General features: G+C 73.2%; 16 protein-coding genes. 8 read left to right on the top strand and 8 right to left on the bottom strand.

Annotated features, from left to right (window positions below; genetic code table 11):
* Positions 1-119: 119 nt before the first annotated feature.
* Together ACZ6R6_RS16625 and ACZ6R6_RS16620 are read left to right on the top strand one after the other, a co-directional pair.
* Positions 120-1,118: a polyprenyl synthetase family protein gene (locus ACZ6R6_RS16625; protein WP_470094148.1), complete on the top strand. Its 999-nt coding sequence runs from the start codon at positions 120-122 to the stop codon at positions 1,116-1,118.
* Positions 1,119-1,156: 38 nt separating this feature from the next.
* Positions 1,157-1,441, top strand: coding sequence for a hypothetical protein (locus ACZ6R6_RS16620; protein WP_470094146.1), 285 nt, complete (start codon positions 1,157-1,159; stop codon positions 1,439-1,441).
* 147 nt (positions 1,442-1,588) lie between these two features.
* On the opposite strand, the gene ACZ6R6_RS16615 is transcribed toward ACZ6R6_RS16620, so the two are convergent.
* The 7 genes from ACZ6R6_RS16615 to ACZ6R6_RS16585 all read right to left on the bottom strand — a co-directional run bounded on the left by ACZ6R6_RS16615 (position 1,589) and on the right by ACZ6R6_RS16585 (position 10,458).
* Positions 1,589-2,074 (bottom strand): hypothetical protein, encoded by a 486-nt coding sequence (locus ACZ6R6_RS16615; protein WP_470094144.1) that lies wholly within the window; start codon positions 2,072-2,074, stop codon positions 1,589-1,591.
* Positions 2,056-2,415 carry a hypothetical protein gene (locus ACZ6R6_RS16610; RefSeq protein WP_470094142.1) on the bottom strand — a complete coding sequence of 120 codons (360 nt, stop codon included), beginning with the start codon at positions 2,413-2,415 and terminating at the stop codon, positions 2,056-2,058. Before ACZ6R6_RS16610 ends, ACZ6R6_RS16615 begins: the two co-directional genes overlap by 19 nt.
* A 489-nt stretch (positions 2,416-2,904) precedes the next feature.
* Entirely contained in the window at positions 2,905-4,059 is a 1,155-nt protein-coding gene (locus ACZ6R6_RS16605; RefSeq protein ID WP_470094140.1) for a VWA domain-containing protein, read from the bottom strand.
* A complete protein-coding gene (locus tag ACZ6R6_RS16600; RefSeq protein ID WP_470094138.1) occupies positions 4,059-6,512 on the bottom strand; it encodes a DUF5682 family protein in 2,454 nt (817 codons plus the stop codon). Before ACZ6R6_RS16600 ends, ACZ6R6_RS16605 begins: the two co-directional genes overlap by 1 nt.
* Before the next feature lie 114 nt (positions 6,513-6,626).
* On the bottom strand, positions 6,627-7,694 hold the full coding sequence (locus tag ACZ6R6_RS16595; RefSeq protein ID WP_470094136.1) for an ATP-binding protein: 1,068 nt from the start codon (positions 7,692-7,694) through the stop codon (positions 6,627-6,629).
* A complete protein-coding gene (locus tag ACZ6R6_RS16590) occupies positions 7,691-9,100 on the bottom strand; it encodes a DUF5691 domain-containing protein (protein WP_470094134.1) in 1,410 nt (469 codons plus the stop codon). Before ACZ6R6_RS16590 ends, ACZ6R6_RS16595 begins: the two co-directional genes overlap by 4 nt.
* The gene (locus ACZ6R6_RS16585) at positions 9,097-10,458 is read right to left on the bottom strand and encodes an SWIM zinc finger family protein (RefSeq protein WP_470094132.1); all 1,362 of its coding nucleotides are present in this window, start codon (positions 10,456-10,458) and stop codon (positions 9,097-9,099) included. Before ACZ6R6_RS16585 ends, ACZ6R6_RS16590 begins: the two co-directional genes overlap by 4 nt.
* 132 nt (positions 10,459-10,590) lie before the next feature.
* On the opposite strand from ACZ6R6_RS16585, the gene ACZ6R6_RS16580 reads away from it, so the two are divergent.
* From ACZ6R6_RS16580 to ACZ6R6_RS16560, 5 genes are all read left to right on the top strand, one after another.
* Positions 10,591-11,904 (top strand): ABC transporter substrate-binding protein, encoded by a 1,314-nt coding sequence (locus ACZ6R6_RS16580; RefSeq protein WP_470094130.1) that lies wholly within the window; start codon positions 10,591-10,593, stop codon positions 11,902-11,904.
* Positions 11,905-12,002: 98 nt separating this feature from the next.
* Entirely contained in the window at positions 12,003-12,836 is an 834-nt protein-coding gene (locus ACZ6R6_RS16575; RefSeq protein WP_470094128.1) for a carbohydrate ABC transporter permease, read from the top strand.
* Entirely contained in the window at positions 12,833-13,642 is an 810-nt protein-coding gene (locus ACZ6R6_RS16570) for a carbohydrate ABC transporter permease (protein WP_306868037.1), read from the top strand. The genes ACZ6R6_RS16575 and ACZ6R6_RS16570 overlap by 4 nt, the downstream gene beginning before the upstream one ends.
* Before the next feature lie 21 nt (positions 13,643-13,663).
* The gene (locus ACZ6R6_RS16565; protein ID WP_470094126.1) at positions 13,664-14,095 is read left to right on the top strand and encodes a cupin domain-containing protein; all 432 of its coding nucleotides are present in this window, start codon (positions 13,664-13,666) and stop codon (positions 14,093-14,095) included.
* Positions 14,096-14,150: 55 nt separating this feature from the next.
* Positions 14,151-15,686 carry an aldehyde dehydrogenase family protein gene (locus tag ACZ6R6_RS16560; protein WP_470094124.1) on the top strand — a complete coding sequence of 512 codons (1,536 nt, stop codon included), beginning with the start codon at positions 14,151-14,153 and terminating at the stop codon, positions 15,684-15,686.
* A gap of 314 nt (positions 15,687-16,000) precedes the next feature.
* Here the strand turns inward: ACZ6R6_RS16560 and ACZ6R6_RS16555 are convergent, their stop codons facing one another.
* Complete coding sequence (locus tag ACZ6R6_RS16555; RefSeq protein WP_470094122.1) at positions 16,001-16,507, bottom strand: hypothetical protein; 507 nt, start codon at positions 16,505-16,507, stop codon at positions 16,001-16,003.
* 175 nt (positions 16,508-16,682) lie between these two features.
* Between ACZ6R6_RS16555 and ACZ6R6_RS16550 the strand changes: the two genes are divergently transcribed.
* On the top strand, positions 16,683-17,492 hold the full coding sequence (locus tag ACZ6R6_RS16550; protein WP_470094120.1) for a class I SAM-dependent methyltransferase: 810 nt from the start codon (positions 16,683-16,685) through the stop codon (positions 17,490-17,492).
* Positions 17,493-17,593: the final 101 nt, after the last annotated feature.

Below are 17,593 nucleotides of genomic sequence, written 5' to 3'. Positions count from 1 at the left end.
GCCACCTCGGCTCCTGACCGTGGGCCGCCGCGGCCGGGGCGGCAGCCCGGCCGCTCACCCGATCTTGAAGCGCTAGAGTCCACCCCAGTCCTGAAATTTCATGATTCGGGGAGACGGATATGCGGGGATCCGCACTGGAGCACCTCCTCCCAGCCGGCGGCGAGCTGGCCGAGCACCTGCGCAAGAGCATGGAGGAGGTGGAGACCCGGCTGCGCGCGGTCGCCGCCGACTCCCCCGACCCGCTCATCGCCGAGGCGGCGGGCTATCTCCTCGACGCGGGCGGCAAACGGTGGCGGCCGCTGCTCGTGCTGCTCGGCGCGCAGTTCGGCGACTACGAGACCCTGTCGGTGCTGGACGCGGCGGTGACCGTCGAGCTCATCCACGCCGCCTCCCTCTACCACGACGACGTCATGGACGAGGCGCCGCTGCGGCACAGCGTGCCCAGCGCCCAGGTCCGCTGGGGCAACACGATCGCGATCCTGGTCGGCGACCACCTGTTCGCGCGCGGCGCCACCATCAGCCTCGACCTCGGCGAGCCCGCCAGGAGAGCGCAGGCGCACGCCTTCGAGCGGCTGGTCAGGGGCCAGGTCCGGGAGGTGGCGGGGCCCAGGCCCGGCGAGGACGCGGTCGAGCACTACCTCGACGTGGTCCGCGACAAGTCGGCCGCGCTGATCGCGCTCGCGGTGCGGCTCGGCGGCATCTGCGCCGGCGCGGACGACCGGGTCGTCGAGGCCCTGACGGAGTACGGCGAGGCCCTCGGCGTCGCCTTCCAGCTCTCCGACGATCTCATCGACATCCTGTCGCCGCCGGTCAGCTCGGGCAAGGCGCAGGGCACCGACCTGCGGGCCGGCCTGGTCACCCTGCCGATGCTGCACGCCCTGCGGGAGCCGGGAGCCGTACGGCTGCGCGAGATCCTGGGGACCGGGCCCGTGGCGGACCCCGCGCTGCACGCCGAGGCGCTCGACCTGCTGCGGGCCTCGCCGGGCATGGACTCGGCCCGCCTGGAGGCCGAGCGCCACACCGCGCGGGCCAGGGCCGCCGCGGAGCGACTCCCCGACTCGCCGGCGCGGCGGGTCCTGGAGTCGCTCTGCGACCTGGTGGGCGGGCGTTCCGCCTGACCTCAGAGGTCGAGCGGGATCTGCGTGCAGGCTCCGCGGTGCTCACGGCGACGGTGGGCCAGGGAGCCGACCGGCGGTCCGCGGTCGAGTGGCGCGATGTCGGGCTCCGGGACACCGGGCTGCGCGTCCCGTTCGAGGCGGTGCTGTATCCGGACGGGCGGATCCTGCTGCAGTACGGCGATCTGCCCGACGACGAGCGGGTCCGCGACGGCGGCGCCACGGTGGGCGTGTCCAACGCCTACGGGACCGACATGTTCCTGGTCCGGGGCGCGCTCGACCCGGCGGTGGCCTTCGGGCTCCGCCCCGCGCCGCAGGTCTCGTAGGAGCGACGCCGTTCACCGGCGGCGCCGGAGGGTCCCGACGTCGGAGCCCTCCGGCGCACGGGCGGAGGCCCGGCCGGTGCGGCGGCGGGGACCGCGGGCGCGCGCTCTGCCATCGAGACCTGGCCAGGGTGACGACGGGCTCGCCGCTCAGCGGCCGAGCGCCGCGCGGACGACCTCCCGGTCCTTCTCCTTCTCCGGCTCCGTCAGCTCCCGGTACGGCAGCCGCTGCTCGGCCGGAGCCCATTCCCCGTTCCGTCTGAGCCACTCCTTGTGCACTTCCTCGCTGGCCTCCTCCATGAACTTCTCGCTTCTCAGGTCCGCTCCCCGCTTCTCGCCGTCGCGCACCAGCCTGACCGCCACGTCCGCGGAGTCCCGGCTCTCCTTCTGCCAGTCGCGCGGCAGGCGCTTGTAGTCGGTGTTGGCGATGTCGACCCGGTCCGTGCCGTGCTTCTCCGCCCACGCCCGGTCCGTGGTCGTCTTGATCCGGGGTTCGTAGCCTCCGCCGTCCAGCCGGCGCGGAGCGCGCCAGCGGTCGTGCAGACGGCCGGCCACGGTGTCGACCCTCCTGGCCCGGGGAGTCTTGAAGAGGCTTTTGAGGACGTGCCCGACGCTGCTCAGGACCTTGCGGAGCATGGCCCTGACCTTCCCGGCCAGGTCGGCCAGACGGGGCAGCGGGCGCGGAGCGACGGTGATCCCGTGGCGGCGGAGTCCCCGGCGAGCAGCCCTCGGCCCCACTCGACGGTGTGCTTGGAGATCCACAGGCCGTCGGCCGCGACGGTGAGCCGGTCGGCGAGGTCGGCCGCCTGGGGCAGGGTGCCTCCGCGACCGGTCACACAGGCGTGCGGCACGTCGGTGACCGGCCCCTGATCGGCGCCGGCCGGCCGGTAGGCGTGCCCGCCGTCGGCGACCGGCCGCCGGTGATGGGCGGCCTCGCCGGTCCCGCGGACGTCGCCGCTCCCGTCAGAGAGAGCCACCTGACACCTCCGAACCCCGTTGCGCGTGATCCAGGGCAGAACCATTCGATCATGACGGCCCGCCAGGAGGATACCGAGCCCGGATCACAGTATCGATGATCATGAAATGGGATTCGGGACCCACCCCACCTGGACTCCGGACCATCCCCGACGGCCCCTCCACGGAACGGTGAGCCGTCCGGACGGCCCACCGCAGAGCAGGCGTCCCCTGTCGTCCCTGGACGTCCTTTACCGTCTCCCAACTTCCCCACCGTCCCCCATCGTCCTCAGCCGGCCCCACCGGGCGGCCGGACCTGGGGGCATCGCCACCGCCCGGACAGCTCACCGCAGGACGGGCATCCCTCATCGTCCCCGGACGCCCCTTCCCGTCCCCCACCGTCTCCGGAGGTGGGGGCGTCGCCGCCGGCCATGGCGCTCTGACAGGGGCGGGCCTCCGTGCCACCCTTGTCAGAGCGAGATCATGTGCGTGCCACTCCTGTCAGAGCGGGATCATCTGGCCGCGCGCTCCAGCTCCCGCTCGGCCCACTGGCCGATGTCACGGCGCTCGATCGCCGCGGCCATCAGGCCGGGGAAGGCGTCGGGGGTGCAGGCGAAGGCGGGCACCCCCAGCGCCGCCAGGGCGGCGGCGTTGTCACGGTCGTAGAAGGGCGCACCCTCGTCCGACAGCGCGAGCAGCACGATGACCTGGACCCCGGCCGCGGTCATCTGGGCGACCCTGCGGAGCATCTCCTCCCGGACACCGCCCTCGTAGAGGTCGCTGATCAGAATGAAGATCGAGTCGGTGGGCCGGGTGATGAGGCCCTGGCTGTAGGCGATGGCCCGGTTGATGTCGGTGCCGCCGCCGAGCTGGGTGCCGAACAGCAGCTCCACCGGGTCGTGGAGCTGGTCGGTGAGGTCGACGACCGCGGTGTCGAAGACCACCAGCGACGTCCTGAGTGAGCGCATCGAGGCGAGCACCGCGCCGAAGACGCTCGAATAGACGACGGAGGCGGCCATCGACCCGCTCTGGTCGATGCAGAGCACGACCTCGCGCTGGACGGCCCGCTGCCGCCTGCCATAGCCGACCAGCCTCGACGGCACCACGGTGTTCCGCTCGGGCAGGTAGTTCTTCAGGTTGGCCCGGATCGTGCGGTCCCAGTCGATGTCGGCGACCCGTTTGGGCCGGTGGGTCCGGGCCGAGCGGTCCAGCGCGCCGGTGACGGCCGCCTTCGTCTTCTGAACGAGCCGCCGCTCCAGCTCGGAGACGACCTTGCGGACCAGCGCGCGGGCCGACTCGCGCGCCTTCTCCGGCATCACCCGGTTGAGCGACAGCAGAGTGCCGACCATGTGGACGTCGGGCTCGACCGCCTCCAGCATCTCCGGCTCCAGCAGCAGCCGGGTCAGGTTCAGCCGCTCGACGGCGTCCTTCTGCATGACCTGCACGACGGTCGAGGGGAAATAGGACCGGATGTCGCCCAGCCAGCGCGCCACCCTGGGCGCGGAGGCGCCGAGACCTCCACTCCGCTCGTCCGCGCCCCCGCCACCGCCGTTGTAGAGCGCGGCCAGGGCTCCGTCCATCTGGGCGTCGGTCCCGGCGAGCGCGCACCCCGTGCCATCGGCGTCGCCGCCGAGCACCAGCCGCCAGCGGCGCAGTCTTTCGTCCATCACTCGGCCTCCGCCTTCCCCAGGATCATCAGCACGGTCCGCACGGCCGCCGCCGCGCGCTCCTCGTCGAGCTCCGCCGCCCCCTCCGCGCCGGGGACCGCCCCGGTCACGAGCGAGCGGACCCGCGAGCCGATCGAGCGCCGTTCGGGCGCGGCGAAGGCGCCGAACGTCCGGCGGAGCAGGGGCAGCACGTCCACGAACGTCTCGGGGGCGAGCCCGGTGAGCCAGCCGTCGATCAGCGCGAGCAGCCGGGCGTCGTGGACGAGCAGCAGGCCACCGCCCGACAGGAACCCCTCGATCCAGGCGGCCGCCCGGGCGGGCGGATGCCCGGCCGACATGGCCCGCGACATCCGCGGGCCCACCTGGTCGGCGTCGAGGTCTCCGGCGTCCAGCAGGATCCTGGTGAGCCGGCCCTCGATCAGCCCGTGCAGGTCGGAGCGGCCACAGGCACCGCGCAGCGCGGCCAGCCAGCGCGCCTGGGGCGCTCCCGCTCCGGAGGCGCCGTCGAGCAGGGCCACGGCGGCCTGCACCCCGTCGATGTGGCGCAGCAGGTCGCGGGCGGCGTCGTCGTCCAGGCCGGTGACCGCCCCGCCCAGCCCGACGCAGACCCTGGTGAGCAGCGCGTCGACGATGGCGGCCAGGCCGGTGGCGGGGGTGCCGCGCACGTCGCCGTAGCGCTGGGCGCGGACCATCGCCGGGAGCGCGGCCATCAGGTGGGTGACGTCGCTGTCGAGCGCGGCCCGCGCCGACAGCGCGTCGAGCACGTACGGCAGCGCGTCCGGCAGGTCGGCCAGCAGACACCGCTCCACCAGCCCGGTGAGGCCGGCCAGCGAGGGCCCGGCGGGTGCGGCCGCCCGTCCGCCGGGCGCCCCGGGCCCCGGTCCGGCCGATCCCTGCCCGGCGGCCCCCTGCGGCGTGGGGCCGGCGGGCTGCCCCCCGTCGGCGAGGTCGCGGACGCGGGCGGCGGCCGCCGCGGGGACCGTGGTGCCCCAGGCGCCCGCCTCGATCAGGTCGATGTCGAACTCGGGGCGCCAGGCGAGCGTCCACGACTCGCGGAAGGTGCCCTTGCTCCGGCTCTCCTGGGGCGTGCCCCAGTCGACGCCGAGCAGGCGCAGCCGGTGCAGCAGCCTGCTGCGCTCCAGGTCGAGGGGCCTGCGCAGGTCGAGGTCGTGCTCACGGTCCAGGGCCTCGGGCTTGAGCCGCAGCCGGCGCTGCTCCTCGCGGAGGTGGCGCTGGAGGGGGACCATCGGGGTCGCGTCGGGGACGTGGCCGAGCCGCTCCCCCACGACCATGCGCCGCTGGATCAGCTCCACCGGCAGGTCGTCGCCCTCACACAGGACGGCCCGGACCGCCTCGGTGACCTCCGCCAGCCCCGCCAGCGGCCGCCCCCGGAGCACGGCCAGGCTCTGCGTGAGCCGTACCGCCTCGATGACGTGGGCGGAGGAGACCGGCAGGTCTTCCTCGCGCAGCACCCCGGCGGCGGCGGTCAGCCACCGCTCCACCGGGCGGTCGGGGGAGGCGAACAGGTGGTGGTACCAGCCCGGTGACGTCACTCCCGCGCCGTATCCGCTCCAGGCGGCCAGCCGCCCGTAGGTCCACGGCACCCAGGTCATCTCGGCCTTGACCTTGGGCAGCCCCCGCAGCAGCTCGTCGTCGGCCTTCACCGTGGGCAGCCCGGCGCCCCAGCCGGCGCCCTCCTTCGCCGTCCCGGCCAGCGCGGGCACGTGCCAGGCGCCGCAGACGACGGCGATCCGCTCGAACCCCTCCTTGACCGCCCTGCGGATCGTGCGCCGCATGAAGGCCTCGCGCCTGGCTTCGTAGGCGTCGGCCACGTGCCCGTCGCGGACCGCCGCCATGGCCTCGGCGATCACCCGGAACGGCGTGTCCCCCCGGTGCTCGACCACGTCCTCCCACCAGCGCTCCGGATCGTCGTATCCGGCGGCGCGGGCGAGCGTCCCGATCGGGTCGGTCCGTACGGCCGGCATCCCGGCCTGCGGCCCCTCCCCCTCGGGCGGCTCCGTCCCCGGCGCGTGCCCGGCCGCTCCCCGCCGGTCCGCCGGCCGGCCGTCCTGCGGCCCCGCGTCCTCGGGTCCCGTGTCCGGTGCCCGCCCCTCTCCCGGCTCCTCCTCCGGGTGGGAGGCGAGGCTGTGGGCGGCGGGCAGGTCGCAGAAGCGGACCGGGACCCCCGCCTCCACCGCGTGACGGATCGCCTGCCACTCGGGGGAGAAGACCGCGAACGGCCAGAATGCGGCCTTGGACGGCTCTCCCGGCACGTGGGCCAGCAGCGCCACCGGGGGTTCGAGACCGGGGTCCTTGGCCAGCTCGACCAGCCCGTCCGCCTCCGGCGGGCCCTCGATGAGCACGATGTCCGGCCTGAGCCGCTCCAGCTCGTCTCTCAGGGACCGCGCCGAACCCGGCCCGTGGTGCCGGACGCCCAGCACGGAGACGCTCACGGGCGGCCTCCGATCGCCGGGGGGCCGGCCGCCCCGGCCGGTGACGGTCCGCGGCGGGCCTCACGTGGTGCGGACGCCGCGGGACGGCACGGCCCCGCCCCGGCGCCGCGCGCCTCAGCCCGCGTCACGGCAGGCCCGGTAGAAGTCGCGCCAGTCCTGGCGCTCACGGACGACGGTCTCGAGGTATTCCCGCCAGACGACCTGGTCGGAGACCGGGTCCTGGACCACGGCTCCGACGATCCCGGCGGCCACGTCGGAGGGGCGGAGCACGCCGTCGCCGAAGTGGGCCGCCAGCGCGATGCCGTTGGTGAGGACGGAGATGGCCTCGGCGGTGCTGAGGGTGCCGCTGGGGGACTTGACCTTGGTGCGGCCGTCCTCGGTGACGCCGGTGCGCAGCTCGCGGAAGACCGTGACGACGCGGCGGATCTCCTCCAGGCCGGTCGTGGTCTGGGGCAGCTCCAGGGAGCGGCCGAGCTGGCCGACGCGACGGGAGACGATGTCCACCTCCTCCTCCGCGGTGGCCGGGACCGGCAGCACGACGGTGTTGAACCTGCGGCGCAGGGCGCTGGACAGGTCGTTGACCCCCCGGTCGCGGTCGTTGGCGGTGGCGATGACGTTGAACCCGCGCGTGGCCTGGACCTCCTCGTTGAGCTCGGGGATCGGCAGCGTCTTCTCCGACAGCACGGTGATCAGCGCGTCCTGGACGTCGGAGGGCATGCGGGTCAGCTCCTCCACCCGGGCGATGCGCCCCTCGCTCATCGCGCGCATCACCGGGCTGGGCGTGAGCGCCTCCCGGGACGGCCCCTCGGCCAGCAGCCGCGCGTAGTTCCAGCCGTAGCGGATGGCCTCCTCAGCGGTGCCCGCGGTGCCCTGCACGAGCAGGGTGGAGTCGCCGCTGACCGCGGCCGCCAGGTGCTCCGACAGCCAGGTCTTGGCGGTGCCGGGCACGCCGAGCAGCAGCAGCGCGCGGTCGGTGGCGAGGGTCGCCACCGCCACCTCCACGATGCGGCGGGGCCCGATGTATTTCGGGGTGATCTGATCACCGTCGCCCAGGATGTAGCGGGTCACCGCCCAGGGGGACAGCTTCCAGCCCGGCGGCCGGACCCGGTCGTCGTCCTTCGCCAGGACCGCCAGCTCCTCGGCGTACTGGTCTTCGGCGTGGGCCCGCAGAACCGTTGTCACACAAGCTCCTTCAACATGTCGTCACGGAAACGCAGGAGGGCGGCGACCTCCTGGATGGGCGGTTCGGGCGAGAGGCGTTCGGCCACGCCGTACAGGGCGGGGTCGATGCGCTCACCGGCGAGCTTGGTCAGCTCGCCGAGGTTCCACGGCTGGGTGCCGGAGACCTCGAGGATCTTCTGCAGCACGGCCCTGGCCAGGCCGGGCCCCCAGGGGGCCGAGGCGCCGCCGAGAACCATGATGAGCTGGCCGTCCAGGCCGTGCCGGCGGACGAAGTCGGCCGCGACGCGCTCCTGCTCGGCGGGGGGCAGCGCGGCCAGCAGGTCGGCGAGCGGGTCCCAGGCGAACAGCTCCCTGGCCCATTCGGGATCGCCCTGGAGCACGGTGGCCCTGACCCACCCCGCCATGACCTCCCGGCCCCAGTCGACGATCTTCATGCGGACCAGCTCGGCCGGCGGGCGGCCGAGCAGGCGGGGCCAGACGGCGAGCGGGGTGCGCGCCACGGCCTGCTGGAGCCACCAGCTCCGCTCACCCGTGCCCCGGGGCGGCTTGGCCCGGATCCCGTCGCGCTCCATCGCGCCGTCGCAGGCGGCGGGCGGGGTGACCTGGATCGTCCCGTCCTCGACGGAGAGGTAGCGGGCGCCCCGCTCGGCCATCCGCAGGCCCAGGCGGGAGCCGGGCAGGCGGGTGAGCAGGTCGGCGGCCTGGTGGCGGACCTCGCGGCGGCGGTCGTCGAGGGCGGACTCCAGGAACGGCTCGTCGTCGGGCGAGAGCCGGTCGGCGAGGACCTCCAGGAAGGCCGCCCGGTCGTCGGGGGTCTCCTTCTCCCACGTCGCCGCGAGCAGTTCCCTGGCCTCCGCCGGGTCCGCCGCCCGCAGCGCGGCCAGGTGGGCGCGGCGGTCGCCGGAGGTCCCCAGCTCCCAGACCTCCCGGGCGCCGTCGGCCCCGGTCACGGCGGCCGAGGTGACCTCCTCCAGCAGGAAGCCCCACTCGGGGTTGAGCCCGGCCAGCCAGCGGCCCCGGTTTCCGGCGAGGACGCCGAGGTGCGGGCGGATCGACCGGTCTCTGGCCCCCTGGTCGAGCAGCTCGGGCAGCAGGTGCGGCGAGACCCGGTAGCCGTGCCCGGCGGCGGTCTCCAGCCATTCGGTCAGCAGCCTCGGCCGCTCGCCGCCGAGGATCCGGGCGAGCCGGTCGGCGGCCGCGGGCGAGAGCGCGGGCTGCTCCTCGGGCGGCGCGACGCTCAGCGGCTCGCCCTTCTCCAGCCGGTGACCGGCCCGCATCCGCAGCGTGTGCACGGCGGCGCGTTCGAGGAGCTCCACCTCGCCCGGCGAGCCACCCGGAAGGGGGCGGCGGTCGGTGCCGACGAGCGCGGTGGAGACGAGGTCCTCCCACTCGGCCGAGGCGTTCACAGGACGATCACCCTGCCCTTCTCGTCCCAGGTCGTGAGGGGCCGCAGCCCCCTGGGGGTCCATTCGGCGGCGACGGTCAGCGGGTGGCCGCCGGAGGCCGCGAGCAGCCGCCACGGGGTGCCGGCCGACGGGTGCAGCGCCAGTCCCCCGGAGGGGCCGGCCAGCTGCCAGGAGGAGCCCCTGGCCGGGGTCACCCCGTCGAGGACGACGGGCCAGGAGTCCACCCAGGGGTCTCCCGCCAGCGCCCGGGCCACCTCCTCCAGCGCCCGCTCGGGGGTGGATCCGGGCGCGGGGCCGGCGGGGGCGGCGTCGTGGCGGGCGGCGACCAGGGCCCGCAGCGGTGACGGCCCCGGGTAGAACGCCAGGTCGGCGTCGAGTGCCGTGCCGGTGACGAGCGAGGCGTCGAGGGCCTGGCCGACCGGGGCGAAGGAGAGCACGAGCGCCGGCCGGCCGGTGGCCCTGCCGCGGAGCCAGACCCGGCGCGCGACCAGCCGGTCCTGCTCCTCGTCGCGGCGGCCGAGCACGTCCCATACGTCCCTGACCGTCTCCCCCGCGAGCACCTCCTCCTTGGTGACCGGGAAACCGACCCGCTCGCGGACCCGCTGCAGCAGCCCGGCGGCCGCCGGGTGCGGCGTCCCGGCCCGCTCCGGGGCGCCCGCGCCGTCGCCGGAGGCCCGCACGAGCTCGGGGAGACGGCGGTGGGCCACCGACAGCAGGTGCAGGAGGGCGTATTCGCCCAGCAGCCGGGCGGGCCAGTCTTCGGTCGCCAGGACGGCGTTCAGGCGGGAGACGCTGCCGGCGACGGCCGGGGCCTGCGCGTCGATCAGACGCTTGGCGAGGCCGTCCCAGTGGTCGTGCCGCCGGGATCCGGCGATGCCCTGCCTGATCTGGTCGGCGAGCCAGCGCTCCAGCTCCGACAGACCGGCCGCCACGCGCTGCTCGCGCTGCTCGGCCCGGCGGCCGCCGCCCGGCGGGCCGGACTCCGCCGGATCCGCCGTCGCCGTGCGGGTGGCCGCCTTCGCGGCGCGGTCGCGCCGCTGGTCGAGCCACTCGGCCACCCAGTCGGCGGGCTCGGCGGCGGCCGGGACGCCGTCGGCCGACCAGAGCAGCAGCAGGCCGAGCGTGTGTTTGCAGGGGAACTTCCGGCTCGGGCAGCTGCACCGGTAGGCGGGCTCGGACAGGTCCACGCACGCCCGGTAGGGCTTGGAACCGCTGCCCTTGCACTCGCCCCACAGCGCGTCCGCCGTGCCCCCGACGCCCGACCACTTTCCGGGGGAGGAGACCCCCTGGGCCGCTTTCTGGGATGGGGCGTCGGGCGCGAGCGCGAGCACCTGATCCCGGTTCCATCGTTCGATCACGGTCGGAACGCTAGCCAACCCCTCCGACAAAAGCCGTGGGAAATCGGTCTGGCACATAACCCAGTAAAGCGTCTACTGTATTCAAAACTCAGTATTCACCACGTGATATAGCACTGTTCATCGAGGAGCAACATGGTGAAGAGGATCCACGTCATCACCGGAGTCGTGATCGCCGGCGGGCTCACGATGGGCGGTTGCGCCACCGGGGGTCTCCCCGTGAAGGACGCGCCGAAGATCTCGCAGAGCTCGGGCGGCACGCTCTCCGGAGAGATCAAGGTCTGGTCCTGGGATGTCGCGGCGAAGGCGCTGCAGCGGATGGCCCCCGAGTTCGAGAAGGCCCATCCCGGGGTGAAGGTCCAGGTGGTGGACATCGGCTACGACAACGCCTACGACAAGATCACGGTCGGCCTCAAGTCGGGTTCCGGTCTGCCGGACGTGATCACCCTGGAGGACGACCGCATCTCCGGGTACGTCGAGAACTTCCCCGACGGCCTGGTGGACCTGAGCGGCGTCGCGAGCAAGTACAAGGCCGACTTCGACCAGGCCAAGTGGGCCGCGGCCACCTCGGGCAAGGGCCTGTTCGCACTGCCGTGGGACTCCGCACCGGTGGGCCTGTTCTACCGCCGCGACTACTTCGAACAGGCGGGAGTCGACCCCGCCTCCATCGTCACCTGGGACGACGCGATCAAGGCAGGCGAGAAGATCAAGCAGGCCACCGGGAAACGACTGTTCGCCGCCGACCTCACGACCCCCGACATGTTCACGACCCTGCTCCAGCAGCTCGGCCAGGGCTACTTCAAGGACGGCAAGGTCGCGGTGAACAGCCCCGCGGCGGTCAGGGCGCTCACCCTGCTCAAGACCCTCAAGGACAAGGACCTGCTGCAGAACGAGAAGGGCTGGGACGGCCGGGTCACCGCCACCAAGCAGGGCAAGACCGCCACCCAGCCGACCGCCGCCTGGTGGAGCGGGACGCTGACCGGGGAGATGCCCGAGCTGTCGGGCAAGTTCGGGGTCGTCCCGCTGCCCGCCTTCGACGCCAACGGCGTCCGCACCTCCGCCAACGGCGGCTCGGCGCTGGCCGTCACCTCGCAGACGAAGAACCAGGCAGCGGCCTGGGCGTTCGTCCAGTGGCTGCTCGCAAGCAAGGACAACCAGGTCGCCATGATGAGGAACGAGGCCCTGTTCCCCGCGTACCTGCCCGCACTGACCGATCCGCTGTTCGACGAGGCGCAGCCGTACTTCGGCGGGCAGCAGGTCAACCGCCTGTTCGCCGACGAGGTCCGGAACATCCCGCCGATCGAGCTGACCGGGGACGACTCCCAGGCCCGGGAGATACTGAAGAAGGCCGTCTCCGGTTCGCTGCTGGACGGCGACGACCCCAAGGCCGCGCTCGACGAGGCCGCCACGCGGATCGCGTCCGCGACCAAGCGGCCCCTCGGGCAGTGACACCTCCGGTGACATCCCCCACGACAGGCATCGCGGCAGACCGTACGGCAGACTCGGCGACTCACCCGGCGACGCCCCTGGCGGCCCGGCGGAGCCGGATGACCCCGTGGTTCTTCGCGGGGCCGGCGGCGGCGCTGTTCCTGATCTTCTTCGCCTATCCGCTGGCCGCGTCGTTCGTGCAGAGCCTGCAGACGACGGACGGCGGAACCGTCGAGTGGGCCGGGGCCGGTCAGTACGCGCGCCTGCTGGCCGACCCGTCGTTCCTGCAGTCACTCGTCAACGTCGCACTGATCCTCATCGTCCAGGTCCCCGTCATGATCGGCCTGGCCCTGGTGCTGGCCTACGTGCTCAACCAGTCGTGGCTCCGCTTCCGGGCCACGCTCCGGGCCGCCTACTTCCTGCCCGCGGTGACGACCCTGGTCGCCTACGCCGTGGTCTTCCGCGTGCTGCTCAAGACCGAGGGCGGCGCGGTCAACCAGGTCCTGGGCGTGCAGGTGGACTGGCTCAACGATCCGTTCTGGGCCCGGGTCGCGCTGATCGCGTCGATCACCTGGCGCTGGGCGGGCTACAACGCGGTCATCCTGCTGGCCGGACTGCAGGCCGTCGGCCGCGAGCAGTACGAGGCGGCGGCGATCGACGGCGCCGGATCGCTGACCACGTTCCGGCGGGTGATCCTGCCGCAGTTGCGCCCCGTGGTGCTGTTCTGCTCGATCACCTCGACGATCGGCACGCTGCAGCTGTTCGACGAGCCGATGGTGCTGACCGGCGGCGGCCCCGGCGACGCCACGCTCACCCCGATCCTCTACCTCTACCAGGTAGGTTTCCGCCAGTTCGACTTCGGCTACGCGGCGGCCATCGCCTGGGTCGTGGTGGCGCTCATCGGCGGCCTGTCCTACCTGCAGTTCCGCTACTTCGGAAGGGAGCGGTCGTGAAGCGCGCCCTGGTGTGGCTGGCGGCGGCGGCGGGCGCGGTCGTCAGCGTGATCCCGTTCTACTGGATGATCGTGGCGGCCACCCACGACGGCGGCGAGCTGTTCGCCTCTCCCCCGCCGTTCCTGCCCGGCGGCGAGCTGATGGCCAACCTCGCCGACCTTGAGGAGACGATCCACTTCTCCCGGGTCATGGTCACCAGTGTCTGGACGGCGGTCGTCTACACGGTGCTCAGCGCGCTGGTCTCGGCGATGTGCGGGTACGGCCTGGCGAAGTACCGGTTCAGGGGACGGGGAGCGCTGCTCGGCGTGGTGCTGGCGACCATGATGATCCCGTTCCAGGTGCTGCTGGTCCCGCTGTTCCAGATGATGGCGAGCATCGGCTGGGTGGACACCTACCAGGCGATCATCGTGCCGTTCCTGGCCAACTCCTTCGGCATCTTCCTGATGCGCCAGGCCTTCATGGACTTCCCCGACGAGTTACTGGAGAGCGGCCGCCTGGACGGCGCGGGCGACCTGCGGATCTTCTACCGGATCGTGCTGCCGTGCGTACGGCCCCAGCTCGGCGCGTTGGTCATCTTCACCTTCATGGGCCAGTGGAACGCGTTCATCTGGCCCCTGCTGATGCTCAACTCCGAGGAGCGCTTCACCGTCCCGGTGGCGCTGAACCATCTGATCGGCCTGTCCCACGTGGACTACGCGGGACTGATGCTGGGCGCCTTCCTCGCCACGCTCCCGCTGACGCTGATCTTCCTGCTGTTCCAGCGGCAGTTCGTCTCCGGCCTGCTCGGCGGAGCGCTCAAGGGGTGATCCCTCTCTAGTATCTGTGCAATGACGACACCTGCCCGTCCTCCGCTCGCCGAGACCCTCGACCTGCTGCCGCACCCCGAAGGCGGCTGGTACCGGGAGACCTGGAAGACCTCCGTCGAGCTCACCCCGCCGGGATACGGCGGGGTGAGGGCCACCGCCACCGGGATCTACTTCCTGCTGGAGCCGGGCGAGGAGTCGCGCCCGCACGTGGTCCGCTCCGACGAGGTGTGGCTCTGGCACCGGGGCGGCCCGCTGACCCTGACCCTCGGCGGTCACGAGGGGCAGCCGGTCAGCACGGTGACCCTCGGCCCCGTGGTGGAGGAGGGGCAGGTTCCGCAGGCCCTGGTGCCCGCCGGCACCTGGCAGGCCGCCCGACCGGCAGGAGCCGAGGGCGTGCTCGTGAGCTGCGTCGTCTCCCCCGGCTTCGACTTCGCCGACTTCCGCATGGTGTGACGGCGTCCCCGTCTGCGGAGAGAATGCGGTTACACGACATACGAGGAGGTCAACGGTGACCCACGAGATCGTCTCCGTAATCGGGGGAAAGCAGACCACCAACGGCACGGCCTACGACTCGATCAACCCGGCCCGCGTGGACGAGGTGGTCGCGCGGGTCCGGCTGGCCGACGCGGAGACCTTCTCCTCCGCCTGCCGTACGGCCGCCGAGGCCCAGCGCGAGTGGGCCGGCGTGCCCGCGCCCGTCCGGGGGCGGGTGATCGCCTCGATCGGGCGGCTGGTCGAGGCCAACGCCGAGCCGCTGGCCCGCCTGGTCACCCGTGAGATCGGCAAGCCCTACGCCGAGGCGCTGGGCGAGGTCCGGGAGATCGTCGACACGTGCGACTTCTTCCTCGGCGAGGGGCGGCGCCTCTACGGGCAGACGGTGCCCTCGGAGATGCCGGACAAGAACCTGTTCACCTTCCGGGTCCCGGTCGGGGTGGCCGCGGTGATCACGGCGGGCAACTTCCCGGTCGCGGTGCCGTCCTGGTATCTCGTCCCGGCCCTGCTCGCCGGCAACGCGGTCGTCTGGAAGCCCGCCGAGTACGCCGCGGCCTCGGCGCACGCGCTCTACCGGCTTTTCGCCGCGGCCGGGCTGCCCGAGGGCGTGCTGAACCTCGTGCTCGCCGACGGTCCCGCGACCTCCGAGGGCCTGGAGGCGGCGCTGGCCGAGGGCACGGTGCACAAGGTCGGCTTCACCGGCTCGACCGAGGTCGGCCGCAGGATCGGCGAGCTGTGCGGGCGGCACCTGCAGTCGCCCTGCCTGGAGCTCGGCGGCAAGAACCCGATGGTGGTCATGCCCGACGCCGACCTGGACCTGGCGGTGGAGGGCGCGCTGTTCGCCGGGTTCGGCACGGCGGGGCAGCGCTGCACCTCGCTCGGCACGGTGATCGTGCACGAGAGCGTCCACGGCGAGTTCCTCGACCGCTACACGCGCGCCGTGGCGGCCGCGACGATCGGCGACCCCGCGGGAGACGTGCTGTGCGGGCCGCTGCTCGACCACAAGTTCGCCTCCCGCTACGAGGAGTATCTGGGCTGGATCCAGCCGCACCACACGGTCGTCTCCGGGCCGACGGGCCGGATCACCGGTGACAACCCGCGTGGAGACTTCTCCGGCGACGGGGGGCTCTACTACCACCCCGTGGTCGTGGACGGCGTGCGCCCCGGCGACCGGCTGTTCCTGGAGGAGACCTTCGGCCCCATCGTGGGCGTGACCGCCTTCTCGACGCTGGAGGAGGCCGTCGAGCTGGCCAACCGGCCCGGTTACGGGCTCTCCTCCTCCATCTACACCACCGACCCCAAGTCGGCCTTCCGGTTCCGCGCGGGCATCGGCGCGGGCATGGTCAGCGTCAACAACTCCACCTCCGGAGCGGAGGCCCACCTGCCCTTCGGCGGCAACGGCAAGTCCGGCAACGGCAGCCGCCAGTCGGGGATGTGGGTGCTCGACCAGTTCACCCGCTGGCAGGCGATGAACTGGGACTACTCCGGCAGGCTCCAGAAGGCCCAGATGGATGTGGCCGAGATCGTCCCAGACCTGGACTTCCGGCTCTGACTTTGCCATACCGGGGGGTTCTCCCCATCGTGATCGCGGCATGCCTCTCCTTGGAGAGGGTGCCGCGACCGCCCATGTGATCACATGGGCGGCGCGGCCGTCATGGCCGGAGCCGGTCTTCTCGCGGCCGGGACACCGGCCACGCGGATCCCGGCCCGTCACCCCATCCGCCGGCCCGCGCACCGTGCCCGAGGAGGATCGGCACGGCCCGCGCGAGGCCGCCACCCGCCGGGGAAGGCCGCCAGGCCCTGCCGGACGCGTGAGGGACCGCGTGCTGCGGCGCGGCCTCTCACGGATCCGGCGGCCCGGCGGGCTCAGTGGTGCATGACGACGCGTTCGACGAGTTCGAAGCCCACCAGGAGCAGGACCGCGATCCCGGCGAGGGCGTAGCGCAGGACGGGCGGCCTGCGGCGCCCGGAAGCCGGGCCCCGGGCGCGCACGCGGACCCTCGTCACGCGCACGCGGACCCTCGTCACGCGCGCACGGGTCTTCTCCGCACGCGCGGAAGCCCGTGCGGGCACGGTGTCCAGGGCGGGCGCGGGGGCCGGCGCCGGGATGGGGGCCGGCGCGGCGGCGCGGTGCGAGCGGTCTCCCACGGGGAATGCCTTCACGCTGCTGTCGCCGCAGCCGGGGCACCTCACCCCCGACCAGGGCGGCTGGACCAGGACCCCGGAGCGCGTCCAGACCACGACGTCGTGACCGTGCCCGTCGGTCAGGCGGCGGACGAGGTATTCCTCCCGCCAGACGTGCCGGCAGTGCAGGCATTCCAGCGGCCAGATCTCGCGAGTGCTGAACTCCTCGTGCACGAGGATCACCCCCATCGTGACACCGATACCGGCCTGAGTGTGAGCGCGGTTCCGGGTGACGGCAAGCGGCGCGGGGGTGCGGATCCACTGCCCTTTCACAGCAGCCCATATCTCATAAAATGAGACGATCTTTCTTGATATATGAGACCGCTGCTACGGTTGGCCCATCCGACCGAAGGAGTGATCTGCCATGGCGGCCAAGGACGCCGTATACACCCACGGGCACCACGAGTCCGTGCTCCGGTCCCACCGGTGGCGGACCGCGGAGAACTCGGCGGCCCACCTCCTGCCGCACCTGCGGCCGGGAACGTCGCTGCTGGACGTCGGCTGCGGCCCCGGCACCATCACCGCGGAGCTGGCCGGGCGGATCGCACCGGGGGTGGCCACCGCGGTCGAGGTCACCGAGGAGGCGCTCGCCCTGGCCCGCGCGGAGGCGGAGCGGCGCGGGCAGTCCAACATCGAGTTCTTCGTCGCCGACGTGCACGCGCTGGAGTTCCCCGACGACACCTTCGACGTCGTCCACGCCCATCAGGTGCTGCAACATGTCGGCGACCCCGTCCAGGCGCTGCGGGAGATGCGGCGGGTCTGCAAGCCCGGCGGGATCGTCGCGGTCCGCGACAGCGACTACGCCGCCTTCACCTGGTTCCCCCGGCTGCCCGCGTTGGAGCAGTGGATGGCCCTCTACCAGCGGATCGCCCGGGCCAACGGCGGCGAGCCCGACGCGGGGCGGCGGCTGCTGTCGTGGGCCCGCGCGGCCGGCTTCGCCGACGTCTCCGCCACCTCCTCGACTTGGTGCTTCGCGACGCCGGAGGACCGTGCCTGGTGGGGCGGCATGTGGGCCGAGCGGATCCTGAAGTCCGACATGGCCCGTCAGGCGCTGGAGGCGGACGTGGCCACCGAGGACGATTTGCGCCGCATCTCCGACGGCTGGCGGGGGTGGGCCGCGGAGCCGGACGGCTGGCTGTCCCTGCTCCACGGCGAGCTGATCTGCCGGGCCTGACCGGCGGCACCGGCCCTCTGGCCGTTCACCGCGCTGACCGACCACGAGCGCCGGCACGGCGACGGGGCGCCCCGGGCGAGGCCGGGACGCCCGCCGAGGTG

It is taken from the genome of Streptosporangium sp. NPDC048886 (genome assembly GCF_055586905.1).
This window is presented reverse-complemented; position numbering and strand designations above follow the sequence as displayed.